Annotated in this window: 20 protein-coding genes; 10 read left to right on the forward strand and 10 right to left on the reverse strand. The window is 65.1% G+C overall.

What is annotated here, in order from left to right:
- Nucleotides 1–40: 40 nt before the first annotated feature.
- From P3W75_RS17520 to P3W75_RS17540, 5 genes are all read right to left on the reverse strand, one after another.
- Complete coding sequence (locus P3W75_RS17520) at nucleotides 41–691, reverse strand: 7-cyano-7-deazaguanine/7-aminomethyl-7-deazaguanine transporter (RefSeq protein WP_276228583.1); 651 nt, start codon at nucleotides 689–691, stop codon at nucleotides 41–43.
- A gap of 111 nt (nucleotides 692–802) precedes the next feature.
- Nucleotides 803–1,063: a PilZ domain-containing protein gene (locus tag P3W75_RS17525; protein WP_276228584.1), complete on the reverse strand. Its 261-nt coding sequence runs from the start codon at nucleotides 1,061–1,063 to the stop codon at nucleotides 803–805.
- 56 nt (nucleotides 1,064–1,119) lie between these two features.
- Nucleotides 1,120–2,433 carry an Nramp family divalent metal transporter gene (locus tag P3W75_RS17530; RefSeq protein WP_276228585.1) on the reverse strand — a complete coding sequence of 438 codons (1,314 nt, stop codon included), beginning with the start codon at nucleotides 2,431–2,433 and terminating at the stop codon, nucleotides 1,120–1,122.
- A gap of 17 nt (nucleotides 2,434–2,450) precedes the next feature.
- Nucleotides 2,451–3,338 (reverse strand): lysophospholipid acyltransferase, encoded by an 888-nt coding sequence (locus tag P3W75_RS17535; RefSeq protein ID WP_276228586.1) that lies wholly within the window; start codon nucleotides 3,336–3,338, stop codon nucleotides 2,451–2,453.
- Nucleotides 3,339–3,543: 205 nt separating this feature from the next.
- Nucleotides 3,544–4,092: a DNA-3-methyladenine glycosylase I gene (locus P3W75_RS17540; RefSeq protein ID WP_276228587.1), complete on the reverse strand. Its 549-nt coding sequence runs from the start codon at nucleotides 4,090–4,092 to the stop codon at nucleotides 3,544–3,546.
- 182 nt (nucleotides 4,093–4,274) lie between these two features.
- On the opposite strand from P3W75_RS17540, the gene glyQ reads away from it, so the two are divergent.
- From glyQ to P3W75_RS17565, 5 genes are all read left to right on the forward strand, one after another.
- A complete protein-coding gene (gene glyQ / locus P3W75_RS17545) occupies nucleotides 4,275–5,222 on the forward strand; it encodes a glycine--tRNA ligase subunit alpha (RefSeq protein WP_276228588.1) in 948 nt (315 codons plus the stop codon).
- Nucleotides 5,222–7,276 carry a glycine--tRNA ligase subunit beta gene (glyS, locus tag P3W75_RS17550; RefSeq protein WP_276228589.1) on the forward strand — a complete coding sequence of 685 codons (2,055 nt, stop codon included), beginning with the start codon at nucleotides 5,222–5,224 and terminating at the stop codon, nucleotides 7,274–7,276. Before glyQ ends, glyS begins: the two co-directional genes overlap by 1 nt.
- Nucleotides 7,277–7,333: 57 nt before the next feature.
- Nucleotides 7,334–7,864: a D-glycero-beta-D-manno-heptose 1,7-bisphosphate 7-phosphatase gene (gene gmhB / locus P3W75_RS17555; protein WP_276228590.1), complete on the forward strand. Its 531-nt coding sequence runs from the start codon at nucleotides 7,334–7,336 to the stop codon at nucleotides 7,862–7,864.
- A gap of 13 nt (nucleotides 7,865–7,877) precedes the next feature.
- The gene (locus tag P3W75_RS17560; RefSeq protein WP_276228591.1) at nucleotides 7,878–8,642 is read left to right on the forward strand and encodes a lysophospholipid acyltransferase family protein; all 765 of its coding nucleotides are present in this window, start codon (nucleotides 7,878–7,880) and stop codon (nucleotides 8,640–8,642) included.
- Between the two features lie 167 nt (nucleotides 8,643–8,809).
- Nucleotides 8,810–9,568 (forward strand): NUDIX hydrolase, encoded by a 759-nt coding sequence (locus P3W75_RS17565; RefSeq protein ID WP_276228592.1) that lies wholly within the window; start codon nucleotides 8,810–8,812, stop codon nucleotides 9,566–9,568.
- A 110-nt stretch (nucleotides 9,569–9,678) separates the two neighbouring features.
- Here P3W75_RS17565 and dinD read toward each other — a convergent pair whose 3' ends face one another.
- The 5 genes from dinD to dnaA form a co-directional block, all read right to left on the reverse strand.
- Nucleotides 9,679–10,515 (reverse strand): DNA damage-inducible protein D, encoded by an 837-nt coding sequence (dinD, locus tag P3W75_RS17570; RefSeq protein WP_276228593.1) that lies wholly within the window; start codon nucleotides 10,513–10,515, stop codon nucleotides 9,679–9,681.
- A gap of 162 nt (nucleotides 10,516–10,677) precedes the next feature.
- A complete protein-coding gene (gene gyrB, locus P3W75_RS17575; RefSeq protein ID WP_276228594.1) occupies nucleotides 10,678–13,098 on the reverse strand; it encodes a DNA topoisomerase (ATP-hydrolyzing) subunit B in 2,421 nt (806 codons plus the stop codon).
- Nucleotides 13,095–14,201 (reverse strand): DNA replication/repair protein RecF, encoded by a 1,107-nt coding sequence (gene recF, locus P3W75_RS17580; protein ID WP_276228595.1) that lies wholly within the window; start codon nucleotides 14,199–14,201, stop codon nucleotides 13,095–13,097. The genes gyrB and recF overlap by 4 nt, the downstream gene beginning before the upstream one ends.
- Nucleotides 14,202–14,211: 10 nt before the next feature.
- Complete coding sequence (gene dnaN, locus P3W75_RS17585) at nucleotides 14,212–15,318, reverse strand: DNA polymerase III subunit beta (protein WP_276228596.1); 1,107 nt, start codon at nucleotides 15,316–15,318, stop codon at nucleotides 14,212–14,214.
- Nucleotides 15,319–15,355: 37 nt separating this feature from the next.
- Entirely contained in the window at nucleotides 15,356–16,921 is a 1,566-nt protein-coding gene (dnaA, locus tag P3W75_RS17590) for a chromosomal replication initiator protein DnaA (protein ID WP_276228597.1), read from the reverse strand.
- Nucleotides 16,922–17,450: 529 nt separating this feature from the next.
- On the opposite strand from dnaA, the gene rpmH reads away from it, so the two are divergent.
- The 5 genes from rpmH (at nucleotide 17,451) to mnmE (ending at nucleotide 21,437) form a co-directional block, all read left to right on the forward strand.
- Complete coding sequence (gene rpmH, locus P3W75_RS17595; RefSeq protein ID WP_003100258.1) at nucleotides 17,451–17,585, forward strand: 50S ribosomal protein L34; 135 nt, start codon at nucleotides 17,451–17,453, stop codon at nucleotides 17,583–17,585.
- A 14-nt stretch (nucleotides 17,586–17,599) separates the two neighbouring features.
- Nucleotides 17,600–18,007, forward strand: coding sequence for a ribonuclease P protein component (gene rnpA / locus P3W75_RS17600; RefSeq protein WP_276228598.1), 408 nt, complete (start codon nucleotides 17,600–17,602; stop codon nucleotides 18,005–18,007).
- The gene (gene yidD / locus P3W75_RS17605; RefSeq protein ID WP_276228599.1) at nucleotides 18,000–18,248 is read left to right on the forward strand and encodes a membrane protein insertion efficiency factor YidD; all 249 of its coding nucleotides are present in this window, start codon (nucleotides 18,000–18,002) and stop codon (nucleotides 18,246–18,248) included. The genes rnpA and yidD overlap by 8 nt, the downstream gene beginning before the upstream one ends.
- 2 nt (nucleotides 18,249–18,250) lie before the next feature.
- The gene (gene yidC, locus P3W75_RS17610) at nucleotides 18,251–20,002 is read left to right on the forward strand and encodes a membrane protein insertase YidC (protein ID WP_276228600.1); all 1,752 of its coding nucleotides are present in this window, start codon (nucleotides 18,251–18,253) and stop codon (nucleotides 20,000–20,002) included.
- 67 nt (nucleotides 20,003–20,069) lie between these two features.
- Nucleotides 20,070–21,437: a tRNA uridine-5-carboxymethylaminomethyl(34) synthesis GTPase MnmE gene (gene mnmE, locus P3W75_RS17615; protein WP_276228601.1), complete on the forward strand. Its 1,368-nt coding sequence runs from the start codon at nucleotides 20,070–20,072 to the stop codon at nucleotides 21,435–21,437.
- Nucleotides 21,438–21,673 lie beyond the last annotated feature (236 nt).

Consider the following 21,673-nt stretch of genomic DNA (forward strand, 5'->3'; position numbering starts at 1 on the left):
GAGTGGGGGTTCGAACGTGAGGCGCTCGCCCGCGCAGGCCTCAGGCGGCCTGCGGGCGTGGCGCCAGGCGGCGCAGGATGGCGTTGAGCAGCAGGCCGTAGAGCGGCACGAAGAGGATCAGGCTGACCGCCAGCTTCACCCCGTAGTCCACCGTGGCGATCTCCACCCAGTGCTCGGCCATGAACGGGTTGGCGCTGCGCCAGAAGGCCACCGAGAAGAACGCGAAGGTGTCCATCAGGTTGCCGAACAGGGTCGACACCACCGGGGCTATCCACCACTGCGGCAGCTTGCGCAGGCGGTCGAAGACCTGGATGTCGAGGATCTGTCCCAGGGCGTAGGCGAGGAAGCTGCCCAGGGCGATGCGCCCGACGAAGGTGTTGAACTCGCCCAGCGCCGCGAAGCCGCGGTAACCGCCGTCCTGGAACAGCACCGAGACCACGTAGGAAGCCAGCAGCGCCGGCAGCATCACGCGGGCGATGACCCGCCGCGCCGGGCCCTTGCCGAGCAGGCGCACGGTGAGGTCGGTAGCCAGGAAGATGAACGGGAAGCTGAACGCGCCCCAGGTGGTCTGCCAGCCGAACAGGGTCATGGGCAGCTGCACCAGGTAGTTGCTGGCGATGATGATGAGGATGTGGAAAACGATCAGGCCGGCCAGCGCGTTGCGCCGTGCCGCCGGGGAAAAGGCTGACATCTGCTGTCCTTTTTCATCGATGGGGTGAGGGAACCCATGCCCGGCCCAATGCCGAGCGGCGCGTATTCTAGCGAATATCGGACCCGAAAGTCAGGTTCTTCGTCGGACGTTTCATTCGACGAAGCGCAGCCCGGCGCCTTCGGCGTCGGTGCGCATCACTTCCATCTCCAGCACCGGGGCCTCCATCGGCAGGTCCTGCACCTGGCCCTGCACGCGGGTGCCGGGGGCCAGCGCGGCCAGCGCCTCGTGGCGCACGTAGACGCCGCCGTCGGAAAGGTCGCGGGTGTGGCCGAAGATCTCGCCGAAACTCGCGTGGACGATCTTGATCCTGCACTTCATCGGGGTACGCGGGTACTGCCTCTGATTCGCCATGCTCGGCATCCGTCCGGAATGTCTGCGGCATAGTCGGCCCGATCCGCCGCCGCCGGTCAAGCCGCCAGTTGCGCCAATAGCCAGAGGTTGGCGGCGCTGATGACCACGAAGAGGAACCAGCCCAGGGCCTGGGTCAGCCGCGAATTGACGAACTCGCCCATCAGGCCGCGGTCGCTGGTGAAGCGGATCAGCGGCCAGAGCGCGAACGGCAGTTGCAGGCTGAGCACCACCTGGCTGAGCACCAGCAGCTTGCCCACCGCCTTGTCGCCCATCAGCATCACCCCGAGCAGCGCCGGCACCAGGGCCAGGGCGCGGGTGATGAAACGGCGCTGCCAGCAGGGGATCTTCATGCGCAGGAAGCCTTCCATGATCACCTGGCCGGCGATGGTCCCGGTGAAGGTGGAACTCTGCCCGGAGGCGAGCAGCGCGACGCCGAACAGGATCGCCGCCAGGCCGGCGCCCACCAGGGGTTCGAGCAGGCGGTAGGCGTCCTGGATTTCGGTGACCTCGGAATGCCCGGTTTCGTGGAAGGCCGCTGCGGCGAGGATGAGGATGGCGGCGTTGATCAGCAGCGCCAGGCTCAGCGACACCACGGTGTCCAGCCGCGCCAGGCGGATCGCCGCGGCCACCCCGCCGCGCCCAGAGACCGCGCGGGTCTGCACGATCGAGGAATGCAGGTAGAGGTTGTGCGGCATCACGGTGGCGCCGAGGATGCCGATCGCCAGGTACAGCGGCTCGCGCTGGCTCAAGGTATCGAAGCTGGGGATGAAGCCGGCGGCGACGTCCGGCCAGTGCGGCTTGATCAGCACCAGCTCGACCACGTAGCAGGCGCTGATGGTGATGATCAGGCCCAGCATGATCGCTTCCAGGTGGCGGAAGCGCTGGCCCTTGAGGCCGAGCACGATCAGGGTGTCGAGGGCGGTGAGGAGGATGCCGCCGGTGAGGTTCACCCCCAGCAGCAGGTGGAAGGCCAGGGCGCAGCCAAGCACTTCGGCGAGGTCGGTGGCGACGATCGACAGCTCCGCCAGCAGCCACTGCACCTTGGCCATCGCCGGGCTGTAGCGCTGCCGCGAGAGCTGCGCCAGGTCCTGCCCGGTGACGATGCCCAGGCGCATGGCCAGGCACTGCAGGACCATGCCGGCGAGGCTCGACAGCAGCACCACATAGAGCAGCTGGTAGCCGAAGCCGGAACCGGCCTCGATGGCGGTGGCCCAGTTGCCCGGGTCCATGTAGCCGATGGAAACCAGCAGGCCCGGCCCGGCGAACTGCAGGATGCGCTTCCACAGCGGCGCGCCGGGCGAGACGACGACGCTACCCTTGACCTCGGAAGGGCAGAAGGGCGCGGTGGCGGTGGTCGGCAATCCGAGCATGCTGGCGTTCCCTCAGCTCAATACCACTTGGCTTCGCCTTCCGGACGCTTCTTGAAGCGCTTCATGGTCCACATGTACTGGGTCGGGTAGTTGCGCACGTAGCGCGCCAGCTCGCGGCTCAGGGCAGCCACCGAGACTTCCAGGCTCTTGTCGTACATGTCCGCCGGGGCGGCTTCGAGGATCACCTTGTAGCCGCTGCCGTCGGGCAGGCGCACGGCGTGGAAGAACACCCCGCGGGCCTTGCCGCGCGACAGCAGCTGCGGCACGAACTTGCTGGTCAGCGCCGTGGTGCCCAGGTAGGGCACGAACAGGCCGGCGCCCAGGGCCGGTTCCGGGTCGCAGGGAATGCCGACGCAGCCGCCGCGCTTCACTTCCTTGATCACGCTGAGGATGCCTTCCGGAGTGGACGGCGCCACGCGGTTGCCCATCTGCACGCGCTGCTTCTTCAGCAGCTCGTCCACCGCCTTCAGCTTCGGCGGGCGGTAGAAGATGATCGGCTTGGCGTAGGAGCAGTAGAAGTGGTTGAGCACTTCCCAGTTGCCCAGATGGCTGGTGATGCCGACCAAGCCGTCGCCGGAGGCCAGGGCCTCTTCCAGCACCTCCATGCCCTCGACTTCGCGGATGTACTGCAGCGACTTCTGCGGCGCCCAGATCCAGGCGCAGGCGCTCTCGGTAAGGGTCTTGCCGATGTCCATCAGGCTCTGCCCGACGCGCTGGTCAAGCTCCCGGGCGGTCAGCTCGGGGAAGCAGTGGCCGATGTTGATGCGCGCCACCTCGCGGGAACGGTTGGGAATCTTCCACATCAGCCAGCCGATACTCGACCCCACTGCCTGCACCGCACGCCACGGCAACATGGCGAACAAGCGCAGGAAGCCCACCACCAGCGCGCCTTTGAATTTCTCCACGGAAAGCTCCTTCAGCCGAATGCGCACATTCTAACCAGCGGGGGCAGGCGAAGGCGAAAGCAGTGCAGCAATAGGGGCGATAGAAACAGCCTGCCCCCGCGTAGGGCGGATAACGCCCGAGGCCTTATCCGCCGTTTTCGCCGGGCATCGGTGCGATGGACAACGGTGGATAACCGCGAACGGTCATCCGCCCTGCGATCCTCGATCAGGCCAGCTCGGCGTAGCGGTCGCAGTCGGTGGTGTGGTCCATGACCATGCCGCTGGCCTGCATGAAGGCGTAGCAGATGGTCGGCCCGACGAAGGTGAAGCCGGCCTTCTTCAGCGCGCGGCTCATGGCCTCGGCCTCGGGCGTCACCGCCGGCACCTCGCCGCGCCCGCCGAAATGGTTCACCTTGGGCGCGCCACCGACGAACGACCAGAGCAGCCCCACCGGGTCGGGCAGGGCCAGCCAGGCGCGGGCGTTCTGCCGCGCGGCCTTGAGCTTGGCCAGGTTGCGGATGATGCCGGGGTCGGCCATGCGCTGCTCGATCTCCTCGTCGCTCATCCGCGCCAGGCGCTCGGGGTCGAAGCCGAACAGCACCTCGCGGTAGCGCTCGCGTTTCTTCAGCACGGTGATCCACGACAGGCCGGCCTGGGCGCCTTCGAGGATCAGCAGTTCGAACAGCCTGCGCGCATCCCGCAGCGGCACGCCCCATTCGGTGTCGTGGTAGGCGATGTACAGCGGGTCGTCGTTGCACCAGAAGCAGCGGGGCATGGCGGTCGGCCTGGGGTGGTGGAGGAAACCCCACTATAGCCGGAATACTGCATGGATATACAGTTCCAGCATGCCGCGCCGGTTGGTCGGAGATTTCCCTGAAAATCCGGGAAACCCCAAGCCCAGCGCGGCTTCGGGTATACTGCGGGGTTTTCGTCGCATACCCAGCACAGGTGAATTTCGTGAGCCAGACTACGCCCGCCGTGCCCACCTTCCAGGACCTGATCCTCGCCCTGCAAAAATACTGGGCCGATCAGGGCTGCGTGGTGCTGCAGCCCTACGACATGGAAGTAGGCGCCGGCACCTTCCACACCGCCACCTTCCTCCGCGCCGTGGGCCCGGAAACCTGGAACGCGGCGTACGTGCAACCGAGCCGCCGTCCCACCGACGGCCGCTACGGCGAGAACCCCAACCGCCTGCAGCACTACTACCAGTTCCAGGTGGTCCTGAAGCCCAACCCGGAAAACTTCCAGGAGCTCTACCTGGGCTCGCTGAAGGCCATCGGCATCGACCCGCTGGTACACGACATCCGCTTCGTCGAGGACAACTGGGAATCGCCGACCCTCGGCGCCTGGGGCCTGGGCTGGGAAATCTGGCTGAACGGCATGGAAGTGACCCAGTTCACCTACTTCCAGCAGGTCGGCGGCATCGAGTGCTACCCGGTCACCGGCGAGATCACCTACGGCCTGGAACGCCTGGCCATGTACATCCAGGGCGTCGATTCGGTGTACGACCTAGTGTGGGCCGACGGCCCGTTCGGCAAGGTCACCTATGGCGACGTGTTCCACCAGAACGAGGTGGAGCAGTCGACCTACAACTTCGAGCACGCCAACGTCGAGAAGCTGTTCGAACTGTTCGACTTCTACGAAAGCGAAGCCAACCGCCTGATCGAGCTGCAGCTGCCGCTGCCGACCTACGAGATGGTCCTCAAGGCCTCGCACACTTTCAACCTGCTGGACGCCCGCCGGGCCATCTCGGTGACCGAGCGCCAGCGCTACATCCTGCGCGTGCGTACCCTGGCCCGCGCCGTGGCGCAGAGCTACCTGCAGGCGCGCGCGCGCCTGGGCTTCCCCATGGCCACGGCCGAACTGCGTGACGAAGTACTGGCCAAGCTGAAGGAGGCCGAATAATGAGCGCAAAGGATTTCCTCGTCGAACTGGGCACCGAAGAGCTGCCCCCCAAGGCCCTGAAGAGCCTCGGTGAAGCCTTCCTGGCCGGCATCGAGAAGGGCCTGAAGGCCGCCGGCCTGACCTACTCGGCCGCCCGCTGCTACGCCGCGCCGCGCCGCCTGGCCGTGCAGATCGACCAGCTCGCCGTGCAGCAGCCCGACCGTACCGTGAACCTCGACGGCCCGCCGCTGCAGGCTGCCTTCGATGCCGCCGGCAACCCGACCCAGGCCGCCCTCGGCTTCGCCAAGAAATGCGGCGTCGAGCTGGCGCAGATCGACCAGAGCGGGCCCAAGCTGAAGTTCAGCCAGAGCATCCCCGGCCAGCCGGCCGCCGACCTGCTGCCGGGTATCGTCACGGCCTCGCTGAACGAGCTGCCGATTCCCAAGCGCATGCGCTGGGCCGCCCGCCGCGAAGAGTTCGTGCGCCCGACCCAGTGGCTGGTGATGCTGTTCGGCGACGACGTGGTGGAGTGCGAGATCCTCACCAAGAAAGCCGGCCGCGAATCCCGCGGTCACCGCTTCCACAACCCGGACAACGTGCGGATCTCCAGCCCCGCCAACTACCTGGAAGACCTGCGCAGCGCCCACGTGCTGGCCGACTTCGCCGAGCGCCGGGAGATCATCGCCAAGCGCGTCGCCGAGCTGGCCGCCGAGCAGAACGGCAGCGCCATCGTGCCGCCGGCCCTGTTGGACGAAGTGACCGCCCTGGTCGAATGGCCGGTGCCGCTGGTCTGCTCCTTCGAGGAACGTTTCCTCGCGGTGCCGCAGGAAGCGCTGATCACCACCATGCAGGACAACCAGAAGTACTTCTGCCTGCTGGACGCCAACGGCAAGCTGCTGCCGCGCTTCATCACCGTGGCCAACGTGCAGAGCAAGGCCCCCGAGCACATCGTCTCGGGCAACGAGAAGGTCGTGCGCCCGCGCCTGACCGACGCCGAGTTCTTCTTCAAGCAGGACCAGAAGCAGCCCCTGGAGGCCTTCAACGAGCGCCTGAAGAACGTGGTGTTCCAGGCCCAGCTCGGCACCGTGTACGACAAGGCCGCGCGCGTCTCCGCCCTGGCCGCCTTCATCGCCGAGCGCATTGGCGCTGACGCGAAGAACGCCGCCCGCGCCGGCATCCTGTCCAAGTGCGACCTGGCCACCGAGATGGTCGGCGAGTTCCCGGAGATGCAGGGCATCGCCGGCTACTACTACGCCACCGCCGGCGGCGAGGCCAAGGACGTCGCCCTGGCGCTGAACGAGCAGTACATGCCGCGCGGCGCCGGCGCCGAGCTGCCGGAAACCCTGACCGGCGCCGCCGTCGCGGTGGCCGACAAGCTCGACACCCTGGTCGGCATCTTCGGCATCGGCATGCTGCCCACCGGCAGCAAGGACCCATACGCCCTGCGCCGCGCCGCCCTCGGCGTGCTGCGTATCCTCATCGAGAAGCAACTCGACCTCGACCTCGGCGAAGCCATCGCCTTCGCCGTCGGCCAGTATGGCGACAAGGTCAAGGCCGAGGGCCTGGCCGCCCAGGTCCAGGACTTCATCTTCGACCGCCTGCGCGCACGCTACGAAGACGAAGGCGTGGACGTTGCCGTGTACCAGGCCGTGCGTGCCCTCAACCCGAGCGCGCCGCTGGACTTCGACCAGCGCGTGCAGGCCGTGCAGGCCTTCCGTCAGCTGCCGGAAGCCGAAGCCCTGGCCGCCGCCAACAAGCGCGTGTCGAACCTGCTGGCCAAGGCCGAAGGCGAAGTACCGGCGAGCGTCGACGCCGGCCTGCTCGGCGAAGCCGCCGAGAAGGCCCTGGGCGCCGCCGTGGCGAGCGCCGAGGGCGAAGTGGCCCCGCTGGCCCAGGCCCGCGACTATCGCACCGCCCTGGCCCGCCTGGCGGCCCTGCGCGCGCCGGTCGACGCCTTCTTCGAGGAAGTCCTGGTCAACGCCGACGACAGCGCCGTGCGCGCCAACCGCTACGCCCTGCTGGCGAAGCTGCGCGGCCTGTTCCTCGGCGTCGCCGACATCTCCCTGCTCGGCTGACAACGGCCATCCGGAGCCGCGGGCGCGACGCCCGCGGTTCCCGGCCCCGGAACCTCCATGAAGCTACTGATCCTCGACCGCGACGGTGTCATCAACCAGGACTCCGACGCCTACATCAAATCCCTCGACGAGTGGATTCCGATCCCCAGCGCCATCGCCGCCATCGCCCGCCTGAGCAAGGCCGGCTGGACGGTCGCCGTGGCCACCAACCAATCCGGCATCGCCCGCGGCTACTACGACGTGGCCACGCTGGAAAGCATGCACGCGCGACTGCGCGAGCTGGTGGCGGAGCAGGGCGGTGAGCTGGGCCTGATCGTCTACTGCCCGCATGGCCCCGACGAAGGCTGCGAGTGCCGCAAGCCCAAGCCGGGTATGCTCCGGCAGATCGCCGCGCATTACGACGCGCCGCTCGCCGGCGTCTGGTTCGTCGGCGACAGCAGTGGTGACCTGGAAGCGGCGCTGGCCGTCGATTGTCAGCCCGTGCTGGTGAAGACCGGAAAGGGCGAACGCACCCTGGCCAAGGTGCTGCCCGAAGGCACCCTGATCTTCGACGACCTGGCCGCCGTCGCCTCCCACCTCTTGCCCTAAGGACCCGCTGAACATGTCGACAGTGCAGGCCACCAGAACCGTCATCTTCTACCTGCTGCTGTCGCTCAGCGCTTTCCTCTGGGGCACCCTGAGCCTGCTGATCGCCCCCTTGCTGCCGTTCAGCGCGCGCTATCGCTTCGTCGTCCAGCGCTGGTGCCGCTTCGCCGTCTGGCTGGCCTGGCACGTGGTTGGCGTGCGCTACCGCCTGAGCGGCCTGGAGAACATCCCGGCCAAGCCCTGCGTGATCCTCTCCAAGCACCAGAGCACCTGGGAGACCTTCTTCCTTTCCGGCTACTTCACCCCGCTGAGCCAGGTGCTCAAGCGCGAGCTGCTGTTCGTACCCTTCTTCGGCTGGGCCCTGGCCCTGCTCAAGCCCATCGCCATCGACCGCAGCCAGCCCAAGCTGGCCCTCAAGCAGTTGGCCAAGCAGGGCCACGAGCGCCTGCAGCAGGGCGCCTGGGTGCTGATATTCCCGGAAGGCACGCGAATTCCCACCGGTGAAATCGGCAAGTTCTCCCGTGGCGGCGCCGCCCTGGCGGTCAACGCCGGGCTGCCGGTCCTGCCCATCGCCCACAACGCCGGGCACTGCTGGCCGAAAAGCGGCTGGGCCAAGCACCCGGGCACCATCGAGGTGGTGTTCGGCCCGGTGATGCACGCCGAGGGCGAAGGCCCGCGCGCCATCGCCGAGCTCAACCAGCGCGCCGAGGAGTGGGTCACCCGTACGCTGCGCGATCTCGGCGAGCTGCCGCCACAAGCGGGGCAGGCCGACGTCGCCTGACACGCCAGCAGCACCATCGAGAACAGGGCCCAGGGGCCCTGTTTTCGTTTCTGCGCGACGTTCGGCCTGCGCGGCGGCCATCCCCTGGCTTTTGTCCGATACGCCGCCTACGCGCCGCCCAGGGCCCCTATAAGCTCAATGACGAGCCCCAGGGAAGAGCGCCCGCCATGACCGACCCGACACCCCGTCCCGCCACCTCCATCCTGCTCCTGCGCGAAGCCGGGGAGGGCGCTGGGCTGGAAGTCTTCATGCTGCTGCGCAACTCCCACCTGGCCTTCTGCGGCGGCGCCCTGGTGTTCCCCGGCGGCAAGGTCGAAAGCAGCGATGGCCACCGGCGGCTACGCGAACATTGCCTGGCCGCCGAACACCTCGAAGACGAGGAGCTGCGCTTCCGCGTGGCCGGCCTGCGCGAACTGTTCGAGGAGAGCGGCATCCTCCTGGCTCGCCGCGCGGGTGCCGATGGGTTGCTCGAGGAAACCGAACTGGCCGGGTTGAGGGAGCGCTGGCAAGGCGCGGTCCAGGATAACGCCGAACGCTTCCTCGACCTGCTGCGGGAGGAAGGCCTGCAACTGGCCGTCGACCTGCTGGAGCCGTTCGCCCACTGGGTTACCCCAAGCTTTCTCGAACGGCGCTTCGACACCCGCTTCTTCATCGCCGCTGCTCCCACCGGGCAAGCCGCCCGCCACGACGGCGGCGAAGCGGTGGACTCCCTGTGGATCAACCCGGCACACGCCCTGGCGGAAGGCGAGGCCGGGCGCCACAGCCTGGTCTTCGTCACCGCGCAGAACCTGCGGCTGTTCCATGGCATAGAACAGGTCGAGCAGGCGCTGGCCATGGCTCGCCAGCGCCCCCGCCGCAGCGTCGAGCCGTGGCTCGAGGACATCGGCGGCATCCGCCACCTGCGCATCCCCGACGACGCCGGCTAGCCCGAAGCGATCTTCCCCCTGCGCCCCGGCGCCGGTTTCTGAACCCCGGAAAAACCAAAGCCCCTGGCCGAGGGATCGGGCAGGGGCTTTCAATACTCGCGCCGAGAGGCTCAGTCTTCCGACGAGTCCCCTTGAGGCTTCGCGGGAGAGGACGATATCTGCTTGATACTGCTTTCCGGAGTAGGAAGCTCCTCGGGCATCGTACCGCCCAGGTCAGCGATGGTTTGCCGTACCTTGCGCCCCACTTCGAAGTGCGTGCGGTTGGCCTGCTGCTTTCCCTGGACGTTGTCGCGGCGCAATTTTTCTTCCGCCTGTGTTGCACGGAACAGGTTGGCAGCCAGTTCGGTCGAGCCCATGTGATCGAGAATCTTCTGGCTCTTCTTCAGCCCCTTGCGTTGATGAATGGCCTTCTGATCCAGCCCGCCATAGAGCCCCTGATAGCCATGGTTCTGGAAGATGGCGAAATCCAGACCAGTCACCACACCGGCCTGTTGCGCTGCCTCCACCAAGTGCTTGTTGTGCTCGCGCAGCTCATTGCGCAGAAGCAATCGTTTCTGGTCCTCCTTAAGCTGCTGAAAGGCCGCATCGTTGGCCAGCTCTTGGCGGCGAGTCTGCACAGCGAAGTAGGTTTGGCCAGCGGCAATTACTGGTTTGGAAGGATCACCGTTCTGCACGACCAGATAGCAGGCGTAGCGTGAAAGCCTTACATCCTGAAGTTCACGCTGGGCTCCCGAGCCGATGACGACCATTCCGAGCGCATCCTCGAAATGGTCCTCGATAGCATGTCCGCTGTTGCTACAGGCTTCTTTTGCACGCGCCAGTACCGGTAGGAAGTGACGATACTCCGAGTAGTCGAGCAGCTTGGACAGGCTTCTTGCCGACCAATATTCCGTACCGCCTTCATCTTCCTGTTTAAGTTGTTCAAACGACTGATGTTGCTCGTCCATCGTTTCCATCCCCCGTTGGCCGTGAAATTGTTTCAACCCCATGCCAATGGATTCTCGGGCAAAAAAAGCCCCGGCACCAAGCCAGGGCTTTTTACAGCATATTAGCGACAGCACCTGCCTGGCAGTGTGGACCCTACCAGTTAGCGATGTTGCCGAGTGCCATCAGACGTCCAGGTTCGACACCGCCAGCGCGTTGCTTTCGATGAAGTCGCGGCGCGGCTCCACGGCATCGCCCATCAGGGTGTTGAAGATCTGGTCGGCGGCGATCGCGTCCTCGATGGTCACCTTCAGCATGCGGCGCACGCTCGGGTCCATGGTGGTTTCCCACAGCTGGTCCGGGTTCATTTCGCCGAGGCCTTTGTAGCGCTGGATGCTGTGGCGCTTGGTGCCTTCGGCCATCAGCCACTCCAGCGCTTCCTTGAAGCCGCTGACCGGCTTCTTGCGCTCGCCCTTCTGCACGTAGGCGCCTTCTTCCATCAGGCTGTTCAGCTTGGCGCCCAGCTCGGTAACCGAGCGATAGTCGTTGCTGGCGAAGAAGTCGCGGTTGAAGGTCACGTAGTTGGACAGGCCGTGGGCGACCATCTCCACCTCGGGCAGCCACAGGTGGCGCTCGCGGTCTTCGCGCAGGCTGGCGGTGTAGATCAGGCCGGACTTCTCGGAAGTCTTCAGGCGTGCCTGGTACTGCTCCAGCCAGGCCTGCATGGCGGCCTGGTCGCCCAGCTGCTCGACGTCGATGCGCGGCAGGTAGACGAAGTGCTCGGTCAGGTCCTGCGGGTACAGGCGCGACAGGCGGGCGAGGGTACGCATGACGGTGCGGTACTCGTTGACCAGCTTCTCCAGCGCTTCGCCGGACAGGCCCGGGGCGCTTTCGTTGACGTGCACGCTGGCGTCTTCGAGGGCCGACTGGGTCATGTATTCCTCCATGGCCACGTCGTCCTTGATGTACTGCTCCTGCTTGCCTTTCTTCACCTTGTACAGCGGCGGCTGGGCAATGTAGATGTAGCCGCGCTCGACCAGCTCGGGGAGCTGGCGGAAGAAGAAGGTCAGCAGCAGGGTACGGATGTGCGAACCGTCGACGTCAGCATCGGTCATGATGATGATGTTGTGGTAGCGCAGCTTGTCGATGTTGTACTCCTCGCGCCCGATACCGCAGCCCAGCGCGGTGATCAGGGTGCCGACCTCCTGGGAGGACAGCATCTTGTCGAAGCGAGCCTTCTCGACGTTGAGGATCTTGCCCTTGAGCGGCAGGATCGCCTGGGTCTTGCGGTTACGGCCCTGCTTCGCAGAACCGCCCGCGGAGTCACCTTCCACGATGTACAGCTCGGAGAGGGCGGGGTCCTTCTCCTGGCAGTCGGCGAGCTTGCCCGGCAGGCCGGCGATGTCCAGCGCGCCCTTGCGGCGGGTCATCTCGCGAGCCTTGCGCGCGGCCTCGCGGGCGCGGGCGGCGTCGATCATCTTGCCGACCACGGCCTTGGCTTCGTTGGGGTTCTCCAGCAGGAAGTCGGCAAAGTACTTGCCCATCTCCTGTTCCACCGCGGTCTTCACCTCGGAGGAAACCAGCTTGTCCTTGGTCTGCGAGCTGAACTTCGGGTCCGGAACCTTAACCGAAATGATCGCGGTCAGGCCTTCACGGGCGTCGTCGCCGGTGGTGGCGATCTTGTACTTCTTCGCCAGGCCTTCCTGCTCGATGTAGTTGTTCAGGTGGCGGGTGAGGGCGGAGCGGAAGCCCGCCAGGTGGGTACCACCGTCACGCTGCGGAATGTTGTTGGTGAAGCAGAGGATGTTCTCGTTGAAGCTGTCGTTCCACTGCAGGGCGACTTCCACGCCCACACCATCTTCTTCACGCTGGACGTTGAAGTGGAAGACCTCGTTCACCGGGGTCTTGTTGGTGTTCAGGTATTCGACGAAAGCGCGCAGGCCACCCTCGTACTTGAACAGCTCTTCCTTGCCGGAGCGCTCGTCGCGCAGGACGATGCCGACGCCGGAGTTGAGGAAGGACAGCTCGCGAATCCGCTTGGCCAGGATGTCCCAGCTGAAGTGGATGTTGGTGAAGGTCTCGGCGGAAGCCTTGAAGTGAACCTCGGTACCGGAGCCCTCGGTCTCGCCCACCGGGCGCAGGGCGAACTGCGGTACGCCGTGGTGGTAGATCTGTTCCCAGACCTTGCCTTCGCGGCGAATGGTCAGGCGCAGCTCCTCGGAGAGCGCGTTCACCACCGAGACGCCCACGCCGTGCAGGCCGCCGGACACCTTGTAGGTGTTGTCGTCGAACTTACCGCCGGCGTGAAGGACGGTCATGATGACCTCGGCGGCGGAGACCCCTTCTTCCTTGTGGATATCGACGGGAATGCCGCGACCGTTGTCGCGTACGGTGATCGACTCATCGGTGTGGATGGTGATGCTGATCTCGCTGCAGAAACCAGCCAGGGCCTCGTCGATGGAGTTGTCCACCACCTCGAACACCATGTGGTGCAGGCCGGTGCCATCGTCCGTGTCGCCGATGTACATGCCCGGACGCTTGCGTACCGCGTCCAGCCCCTTCAGCACCTTGATGCTGGAAGAGTCGTACGTATTGTTCTCGCTCATTCTTCACTCCCGAGGGTGGTCTGAGAGACATGCCCATGTTCCACGTGGAACATGGCAACCGGCGTGTCCGTTCGCCAGCCGTCCATCAATAGTTCAGGGTCGACGCAGGTGATGAATACCTGGCAACCCAAGTCTTCAAGCAAACGGCACAATGAACGCCGATGCTTCTCGTCCAGCTCCGAGGGCAGGTCGTCCACCAGGTAGACGCATTGTCCTCGCTTGGCCTGATTGATCAGGTGACCCTGGGCAATACGCAGGGCGCAGACCACGAGCTTCTGCTGCCCCCGCGACAGGATTTCCGCCGCGTTGTGCCCACCCAGGCGAATTCGTAAATCAGCCCGTTGCGGTCCAGCCTGGGTATGTCCCATCTGCTGGTCGCGCAACAGGCTGCTGCTCAACACTTCGCTCAGCTCGCGATCCTTGTCCCAGCCGCGGTAGTAGCTCAGGGTAAGCTGATCCAGCTGGACCAGTTCGCCGAGGGTCTGTTCGAAGACCGGCTTGAGCGCCTGGATATAGGACCGTCGATAGCCATCGATTTCATCGCTGGCGCTGCATAATTCGCGATCCCAGGCGGCTTGCGAAGCACCGTCCAGTCTACCATGCCGGAGCCATGAGTTCCGCTGGCGCAGCGCCTTCTGTAGCCGCTGCCAGGCGACCATGAAGCGTTGTTCCACGTGGAACACTCCCCAATCGAGGAACTGTCGGCGTATCTTCGGCGCGCCTTCCAGTAGGCGGAAGCTGTCGGGGTTGATCAGCTGCAGTGGCAGCGTCTCGGCAAGCTGCGCTGTGCTGCGGGCGTTCTGCCCGTCGATGCGGATCTGGAATTCCCCCTGGCGGTCACGCGATATCCCCAGGTTGCTGCTCATGCCGTTGCCCAGCTGCACCTGCCCGAACACGGTGCAGGCACCCTGTTCGTACTGGATCACCGGTTGCAGGCGCTGGCTACGGAAGGAGCGGGCGAGGCCGAGCAGATAGACGGCTTCGAGCACGCTGGTCTTGCCGCTGCCGTTTTCGCCGTAGAGGATGTTGATGCGGGGGGAGGGGGAGAAGGTCACCGGGTGCAGGTTGCGCACCGCGGTGACCGAAACGCGGGTCAGTGACATTCAGCGAGGATCAGAGGCGCATCGGCATGACGACATAGGCGGAATCGTCGTTGTCGGCTTCCTGCACCAGGGCGCTGCTGTTGGCGTCGGAGAGGATCATACGCACCTGCTCGGTACCCATCACGCCCAGCACGTCCAGCAGGTAGCTGACGTTGAAGCCGATTTCCAGGCTGCTACCGTTGTAGTCGACCTGCACTTCTTCTTCCGCTTCCTCCTGCTCCGGGTTGTTCGCCTGGATCTTCAGCAGACCGGAAGTCAGCTGCAGACGGATACCACGGTACTTCTCGTTGGAAAGGATCGCGGTACGGCTGAACGCTTCGCGCAGCAGTTGGCGGTCGCCGATCACCAGCTTGTCGCCACCCTTAGGCAGCACGCGCTCGTAGTCGGGGAACTTGCCGTCCACCAGCTTCGAGGTGAAGGTGAACTCGCCGGTGGTAGCGCGGATGTGGTGCTGGCCGAGGATGATGTCGACCTGGCCGTCCTGTTCGGTGAGCAGGCGCGCCAGTTCCAGGATGCCCTTGCGCGGTACGATGACCTGGTGACGATCCTGCGCTTCCGGCACGCCGCCGGTGAACGAGCACATGGCCAGGCGGTGACCGTCGGTGGCCACGGCGCGCAGGGTGCCGGCGGAAACCTCCAGCAGCATGCCGTTCAGGTAGTAGCGCACGTCCTGCTGGGCCATGGCGAAGCTGGTGCGGTCGATCAGGCGGCGCAGCTTACTCTGCACCAGGCTGAAGGTCAGCGAACCCGGGCCTTCTTCCACGGTGGGGAAGTCGTTGGCCGGCAGGGTGGAGAGGGTGAAACGGCTACGGCCGGCTTTCACCAGGAGCTTCTGCTCGTCGACGCGGATATCGATCAGCGCGTCGCTCGGCAGGCTCTTGCAGATATCCATGAGCTTGCGCGCCGGAACGGTGATCTCGCCCGGTTCGGCCGGCTCTTCCAGGTTCACACGGCCCACCAGTTCGACCTCCAGGTCGGTACCGGTCAGCGACAGCTGTTGGCCCTGGACCACCAGCAGCACGTTGGAAAGAACCGGCAGCGTCTGGCGGCGCTCGACCACACCAGCGACCAGTTGCAGGGGTTTCAACAGAGCTTCGCGTTGAATGGTGAAATGCATGGTCTATTCCCTTGCCTCGTGGGGCTGCAGCTTGGCCTCAGGTGGTCAGCGTACGCAGCAGGTTCTTGTAGTCCTCGCGGATGTCCGCGTCGGATTCCTTCAATTGAGCGATCTTACGACAGGCGTGCAGCACGGTGGTGTGATCCCGACCGCCGAAGGCCACGCCGATTTCCGGCAGGCTGTGGTTGGTCAGTTCCTTGGACAGGGCCATGGCCACCTGGCGCGGACGGGCCACCGAGCGCGAACGGCGCTTGGACAGCAGGTCGGCGATCTTGATCTTGTAGTACTCGGCGACGGTGCGCTGGATATTGTCGATGCTGACCAGCTTGTCCTGCAGGGCCAGCAGGTCCTTCAGCGACTCGCGGATCAGCTCGATGGTGATCGGCCGGCCCATGAAGTGGGAGTGGGCGATCACCCTTTTCAGGGCACCCTCAAGCTCGCGCACGTTGGAACGGATGCGCTGGGCGATGAAGAACGCCGCGTCGTGCGGCAGCTCCACCTTCGCCTGCTCGGCCTTCTTCATCAGAATGGCCACGCGGGTTTCCAGCTCCGGCGGCTCCACCGCCACCGTCAGGCCCCAGCCGAAGCGTGACTTCAGGCGCTCTTCCAGGCCTTCGATTTCCTTCGGGTAGCGGTCGCTGGTGAGGATCACCTGCTGGCCGCCCTCGAGCAGGGCGTTGAAGGTGTGGAAGAACTCTTCCTGGGAACGCTCCTTGCGGGCGAAGAACTGGATGTCGTCGATCAGCAACGCATCCACCGAGCGGTAGAAGCGCTTGAACTCGTTGATCGCGTTCAGCTGCAGGGCCTTGACCATGTCCGCGACGAAGCGCTCCGAATGCAGGTACACGACCTTGGCGTTCGGGTTCTTCTTCAGCAGGTGGTTGCCCACGGCATGCATCAGGTGGGTCTTGCCCAGGCCCACGCCGCCATAAAGGAAGAGCGGGTTGTAGCCGTGCTTGAGGTTGTCCGCCACCTGCCAGGCCGCGGCGCGGGCCAGCTGGTTCGACTTGCCCTCGACGAAGTTCTCGAAGGTGAAGGTGCGGTTCAGGTAGCTGGTGTGCTTGAGCGCGCCCTCCACCTGCACGTTGCGCTCGGTGCGCACGGCCGGCGCGGCCACCGGCATGGCGGCGGCGAGCGGGTCGATGCTCGGGCTGGACTCGTCGATGTCCGGCATCGGCTCCTGCACGTTGAGCTGCATCTGCTGCACCCGGCTGGCCGCCTCTTCCTGGGCGGGCGCCTCGGCCTGGTAGGCCTGGGCCTTGGCCGCGCGCACCTGCGCCGGGGTCGGCTGCGGGGTGATGGTCGGCGCCGGCATGGCATGGCTTTGCGGCATCAGCGCCGGACGCGGAGTGCGGCTGCGACGGCTGCCGATCAGCAGCGACAGCGCCGGGATCTGCCCATTGCCACGCTCGCCGAGCAGTTCGAGCAGACGGCCCATGTATTTTTCGTTGACCCAATCCAACACGAAGCGGTTCGGTGCGTAGACACGCAGCTCCTCGCCCTCGGCTTCGACCTGCAAGGGTCTGATCCAGGTATTGAATTGCTGGGACGGCAGCTCGTCGCGGAGCAATTCCACGCACTGCTGCCAGAGTTCCACGGACACGGGTATCCCCCAGGAAATTGGAAAGGTGTGGAGCAAAAAAGGAAACGCCAATTGTAGCCGTGTGGAAGCGACTTATCCACATGAGAAATCAACAACTGGGCAAGCAAAATCAAGGTGTTAATGATGGCACAAGGCAGGCCGCGGAGCACCCTGAATCTTGTGGATAACCTCTGTATCCAGGGGGTATGGGGCCCAGGGGAAAGCTGTTGGCAACTCCGCCTGTGGAAAAACCGCTGTTTTCTCCCCAGGCTATCCACTGGAGCGTCACAGGCAGGTCACCGTTTCTCGACAAGGTTGGAGGGACCGGTGTGCCGCCAAGCGCCTGGCCGCAAATGACTTATCCACAGAAAACGGCTTCTCCAACATCTATCAACTTCATAATCCTTTAAAAGAAGATTTTCCCTTTCATCTATCTATTGACGATTCGAGGCTGGTTGGAAATTGACCTGCCCGCAGCTTTTCACTAGAATCGCCGGTCTCTTTAAACGGGGTCATCACGACCTCAAGTCGTCAACCCAGGTACCGAACAATGAAACGTACTTTCCAACCCAGCACCCTCAAGCGCGCTCGCGTCCACGGCTTCCGTGCTCGCATGGCTACCAAGAACGGCCGTCAGGTTCTGTCGCGTCGTCGCGCCAAGGGCCGTAAGCGTCTGACCGTCTGATTTGCCCGGCACAGGTGGTGAGTCGAGGATTCGACCGGGAAAAACGTCTTCTGACAGCCCGGCACTTCACAGCAGTCTTCGACTCCCCCAGCGCCAAGGTTCCCGGTAAGCACATCCTGCTACTGGCGCGCGAAAACGATCTGGATCACCCCCGCATCGGCCTGGTGATCGGCAAGAAGAACGTCAAGCTCGCCGTCGAGCGCAACCGCCTCAAACGCCTGCTCCGCGAGACGTTCCGGCACAACCAGGATCTCCTGGCTGGTCTGGATATCGTGGTCATCGCGCGCAAGGGGCTGGGCGAATTGGAGAACCCCGAACTGCACCAGCAATTCGGCAAGCTCTTCAAGCGCCTGATGCGCAACCGACCCAAGCCGGAAGTCGCAACCGAACCTCCGGGGGTCGCCGACAGTTCCCATGCGTAGACTGGCGCTTTTGCTCATCCAGTTTTACCGCTACGCCATCAGCCCCTTGATGGCCAGTCACTGTCGCTTCCACCCCAGCTGCTCCTGCTACGCGTACGAGGCCATCGAACACCATGGCTTCCTGTGTGGCGGCTGGCTGACCCTGCGTCGCCTGGGTCGCTGCCATCCCTGGCACCCCGGTGGCTATGACCCCGTGCCGCCCCCCCATTGCAAGCACCGCCCATCCTCGACGGCCGAGTAACCATGGACATCAAACGCTCGATTATCATCGTCGCCCTGGCAATCGTGTCCTACGCGCTGGTTCTCCAGTGGAACAAGGACTACGGTCAGCCCGAGCTGCCGGCCCAGACTGCCTCGCTCAACCAGCAGTCCCAAGGCCTGCCGGACACTTCCGTGCCCGCAGCCGGCACCACCAGCGCCGACGTGCCGACCGCCCAGAGCGGTGAAACCGGCCTGCCCGCCGCGCCGCAGGCGGCTGCCGCCAACGGCCAGCTGATCCAGGTGAAGACCGACGTCCTCGACCTGGCCATCGACCCGCGCGGTGGCGACGTGGTGCAACTGGGCCTGACCCAGTACCCGATGCGCCAGGACCGTCCGGACCTGCCCTTCGCCCTGTTCGAGCACGGCCAGCGCACCTACCTCGCGCAAAGCGGCCTGACCGGTACCGATGGTCCCGACGCCGCCGTTTCCGGCCGTCCGCTGTACAGCAGTGCCAAGACCCAGTACCAACTGGCCGACGGCCAGGACCAACTGGTGGTCGACCTGAACTTCGCCCGCGACGGGGTCAACTACATCAAGCGTTTCACCTTCCACCGCGGCCTGAAGACCGACTGCAGTGACAAGGAAAAGGCGCAGAAGAAGCTCGACTGCATCAACCCGAACGCCTATCAGGTCGACGTCACCTACCTGATCGACAACCAGAGCGCCAAGCCCTGGAGCGCCTCGCTGTTCGCCCAGCTCAAGCGCGACGGCAGCGCCGACCCGTCGTCCACCACCGCCACCGGCGTGTCCACCTACCTGGGCGCCGCGGTCTGGACTCCGGAGAAGCCCTACGTGAAGGTGTCCATGAAAGACATGGACAAGGAACCCTTCAAGGAGAGCGTGCAGGGTGGCTGGGTCGCCTGGCTGCAGCACTACTTCGTCACCGCGTGGGTCCCCGCCAAGGGCGACAGCCACAACGTGATGACCCGCAAGGACGCCCAGGGCAACTACATCGTCGGCTTCACCGGCCCGACCCTGAACGTCGCCCCCGGCGCCAAGGCCGAAACCAGCCTGACCCTCTACGCCGGTCCCAAGCTGCAGAAGTACCTGGGCGAGCTGTCCCCGGGCCTGGAGCTGACCGTCGACTACGGCCCGCTGTGGTTCATCGCCCAGCCGATCTTCTGGCTGCTGCAACATATCCACGGCCTGCTGGGCAACTGGGGCTGGTCGATCATCCTGCTGACCATCGTCATCAAGCTGGCCTTCTTCCCGCTGTCCGCCGCCAGCTACCGCTCGATGGCGCGCATGCGTGCCGTATCGCCGAAAATGGCGGCGATCAAGGAACAGCACGGTGACGATCGCCAGAAGATGTCCCAGGCGATGATGGAGCTGTACAAGAAGGAGAAGATCAATCCGCTGGGCGGCTGCCTGCCGATCCTGGTGCAGATGCCGGTCTTCCTCTCCCTGTACTGGGTACTGCTGGAAAGCGTCGAGATGCGCCAGGCCCCGTGGCTGGGCTGGATCACCGACCTCTCGGTGAAGGACCCGTTCTTCATCCTGCCGATCATCATGGGCGCCACCATGCTGGTCCAGCAGATGCTCAACCCGACTCCGCCGGACCCCATGCAGGCCAAGGTGATGAAGCTGATGCCGGTCATCTTCACCTTCTTCTTCCTGTGGTTCCCGGCCGGCCTGGTCCTGTACTGGGTGGTCAACAACTGCCTGTCGATTACCCAGCAGTGGTACATTACCCGGCAGATCGAACGCGCCGCGGGCAAGGCCAAGCCGGCCTGATCCCAGCGCTTTCGAAGCCCCTTCAGAACGCCCCCTCGTGGGGCGTTCTGCTATCCGGAGAACGCCCATGAACGCAGCCCGTGAAACCATCGCCGCAGTCGCCACCGCCCAGGGTCGTGGCGGCGTCGGTATCGTCCGTGTCTCCGGGCCGCGCGCGCTGCCGATCGCCATCAGCCTCAGCGGCCGCGAGCCGCAGCCGCGCTACGCCCACTACGGGCCGTTCTACGACGACCAAGGCGAGGTGATCGACGAAGGCCTGCTGCTGTTCTTCCGCGGGCCCAACTCCTTCACCGGCGAGGACGTGGTGGAGCTGCACGGCCACGGCGGCCCGGTGGTGCTCGACATGCTCCTGCAGCGCTGCCTGGAGCTGGGCTCACGCCAGGCGCGCCCCGGCGAGTTCAGCGAACGCGCCTTCCTCAACGACAAGCTCGACCTGGCCCAGGCCGAAGCCATCGCCGACCTCATCGAGGCCAGTTCGGCCCAGGCCGCGCGCAACGCCGTGCGCTCGCTGCAGGGCGAGTTCTCGCGGCGGGTGCACCAGCTCACCGAGCAACTGATCCAGCTGCGCATCTATGTCGAGGCGGCCATCGACTTCCCCGAGGAAGAGATCGACTTCCTCGCCGACGGCCATGTGCTGTCGCAGCTGGACAAGGTTCGCGCCGAGCTCGCCGGAGTCCTGCGCGAAGCCGGCCAGGGCGCGCTGCTGCGCGACGGCATGACGGTGGTGATCGCCGGCCGGCCCAACGCCGGCAAGTCCAGCCTGCTCAATGCCCTGGCCGGGCGCGAGGCGGCCATCGTCACGGATATCGCCGGCACCACCCGCGACGTGCTGCGCGAACATATCCACATCGACGGCATGCCGCTGCACGTGGTCGACACCGCCGGGCTGCGGGATACCGAGGACCATGTGGAAAGAATCGGCGTGGAGCGCGCGCTCAAGGCCATCAGCGAGGCCGACCGGGTACTGCTGGTGGTGGACTCCACCGCGCCCGAAGCCGCCGACCCCTTCGCCCTCTGGCCGGAATTCCTCGACGAACGGCCGGACCCGGCGCGGGTCACGCTGATCCGCAACAAGGCCGACTTATCCACATCCCAGGTGGGCCTCGAGGAAAGCGCTGACGGCCACGTCACCCTGACCCTCTCCGCGCGTTCCGGCGACGGTCTGGAGCTGCTGCGCGAACACCTGAAGGCCTGCATGGGCTTCGAACAGACCGCCGAAAGCAGCTTCAGCGCCCGCCGGCGCCACCTGGAAGCGCTGCGCCAGGCCGGTGAGCACCTCGACCATGGCCACGCCCAGCTGCTGCTTGCCGGCGCCGGTGAGCTGCTCGCCGAGGACCTGCGACACGCCCAGCAAACCCTGGGTGAGATCACCGGGGCGTTCAGTTCCGACGACCTGCTGGGGAGGATCTTCTCCAGCTTCTGCATCGGCAAATAGCCTTATCCACATCCCCTCCCGGCATCCGGTGGACAGCATTTTCACCGGGTCGCTTCCTCGCGCGTCCTGTTCGTCTGTGGACAGTGAATTCCTGAAAAGCTCCCGAAAGCCGATGAACAGTGGTCTGCGAACGGCTATTCACATGCCTCCGTGAACCCTGTGGAAAACTACCGTATAGGTACGTAGACAACCCAGTGGTCAAGTCCTTGGATAACTCGCCTGTGCATAACCTGGCT

This window comes from Pseudomonas citronellolis, from assembly GCF_029335315.1.
Classification (GTDB): domain Bacteria; phylum Pseudomonadota; class Gammaproteobacteria; order Pseudomonadales; family Pseudomonadaceae; genus Pseudomonas; species Pseudomonas citronellolis_A.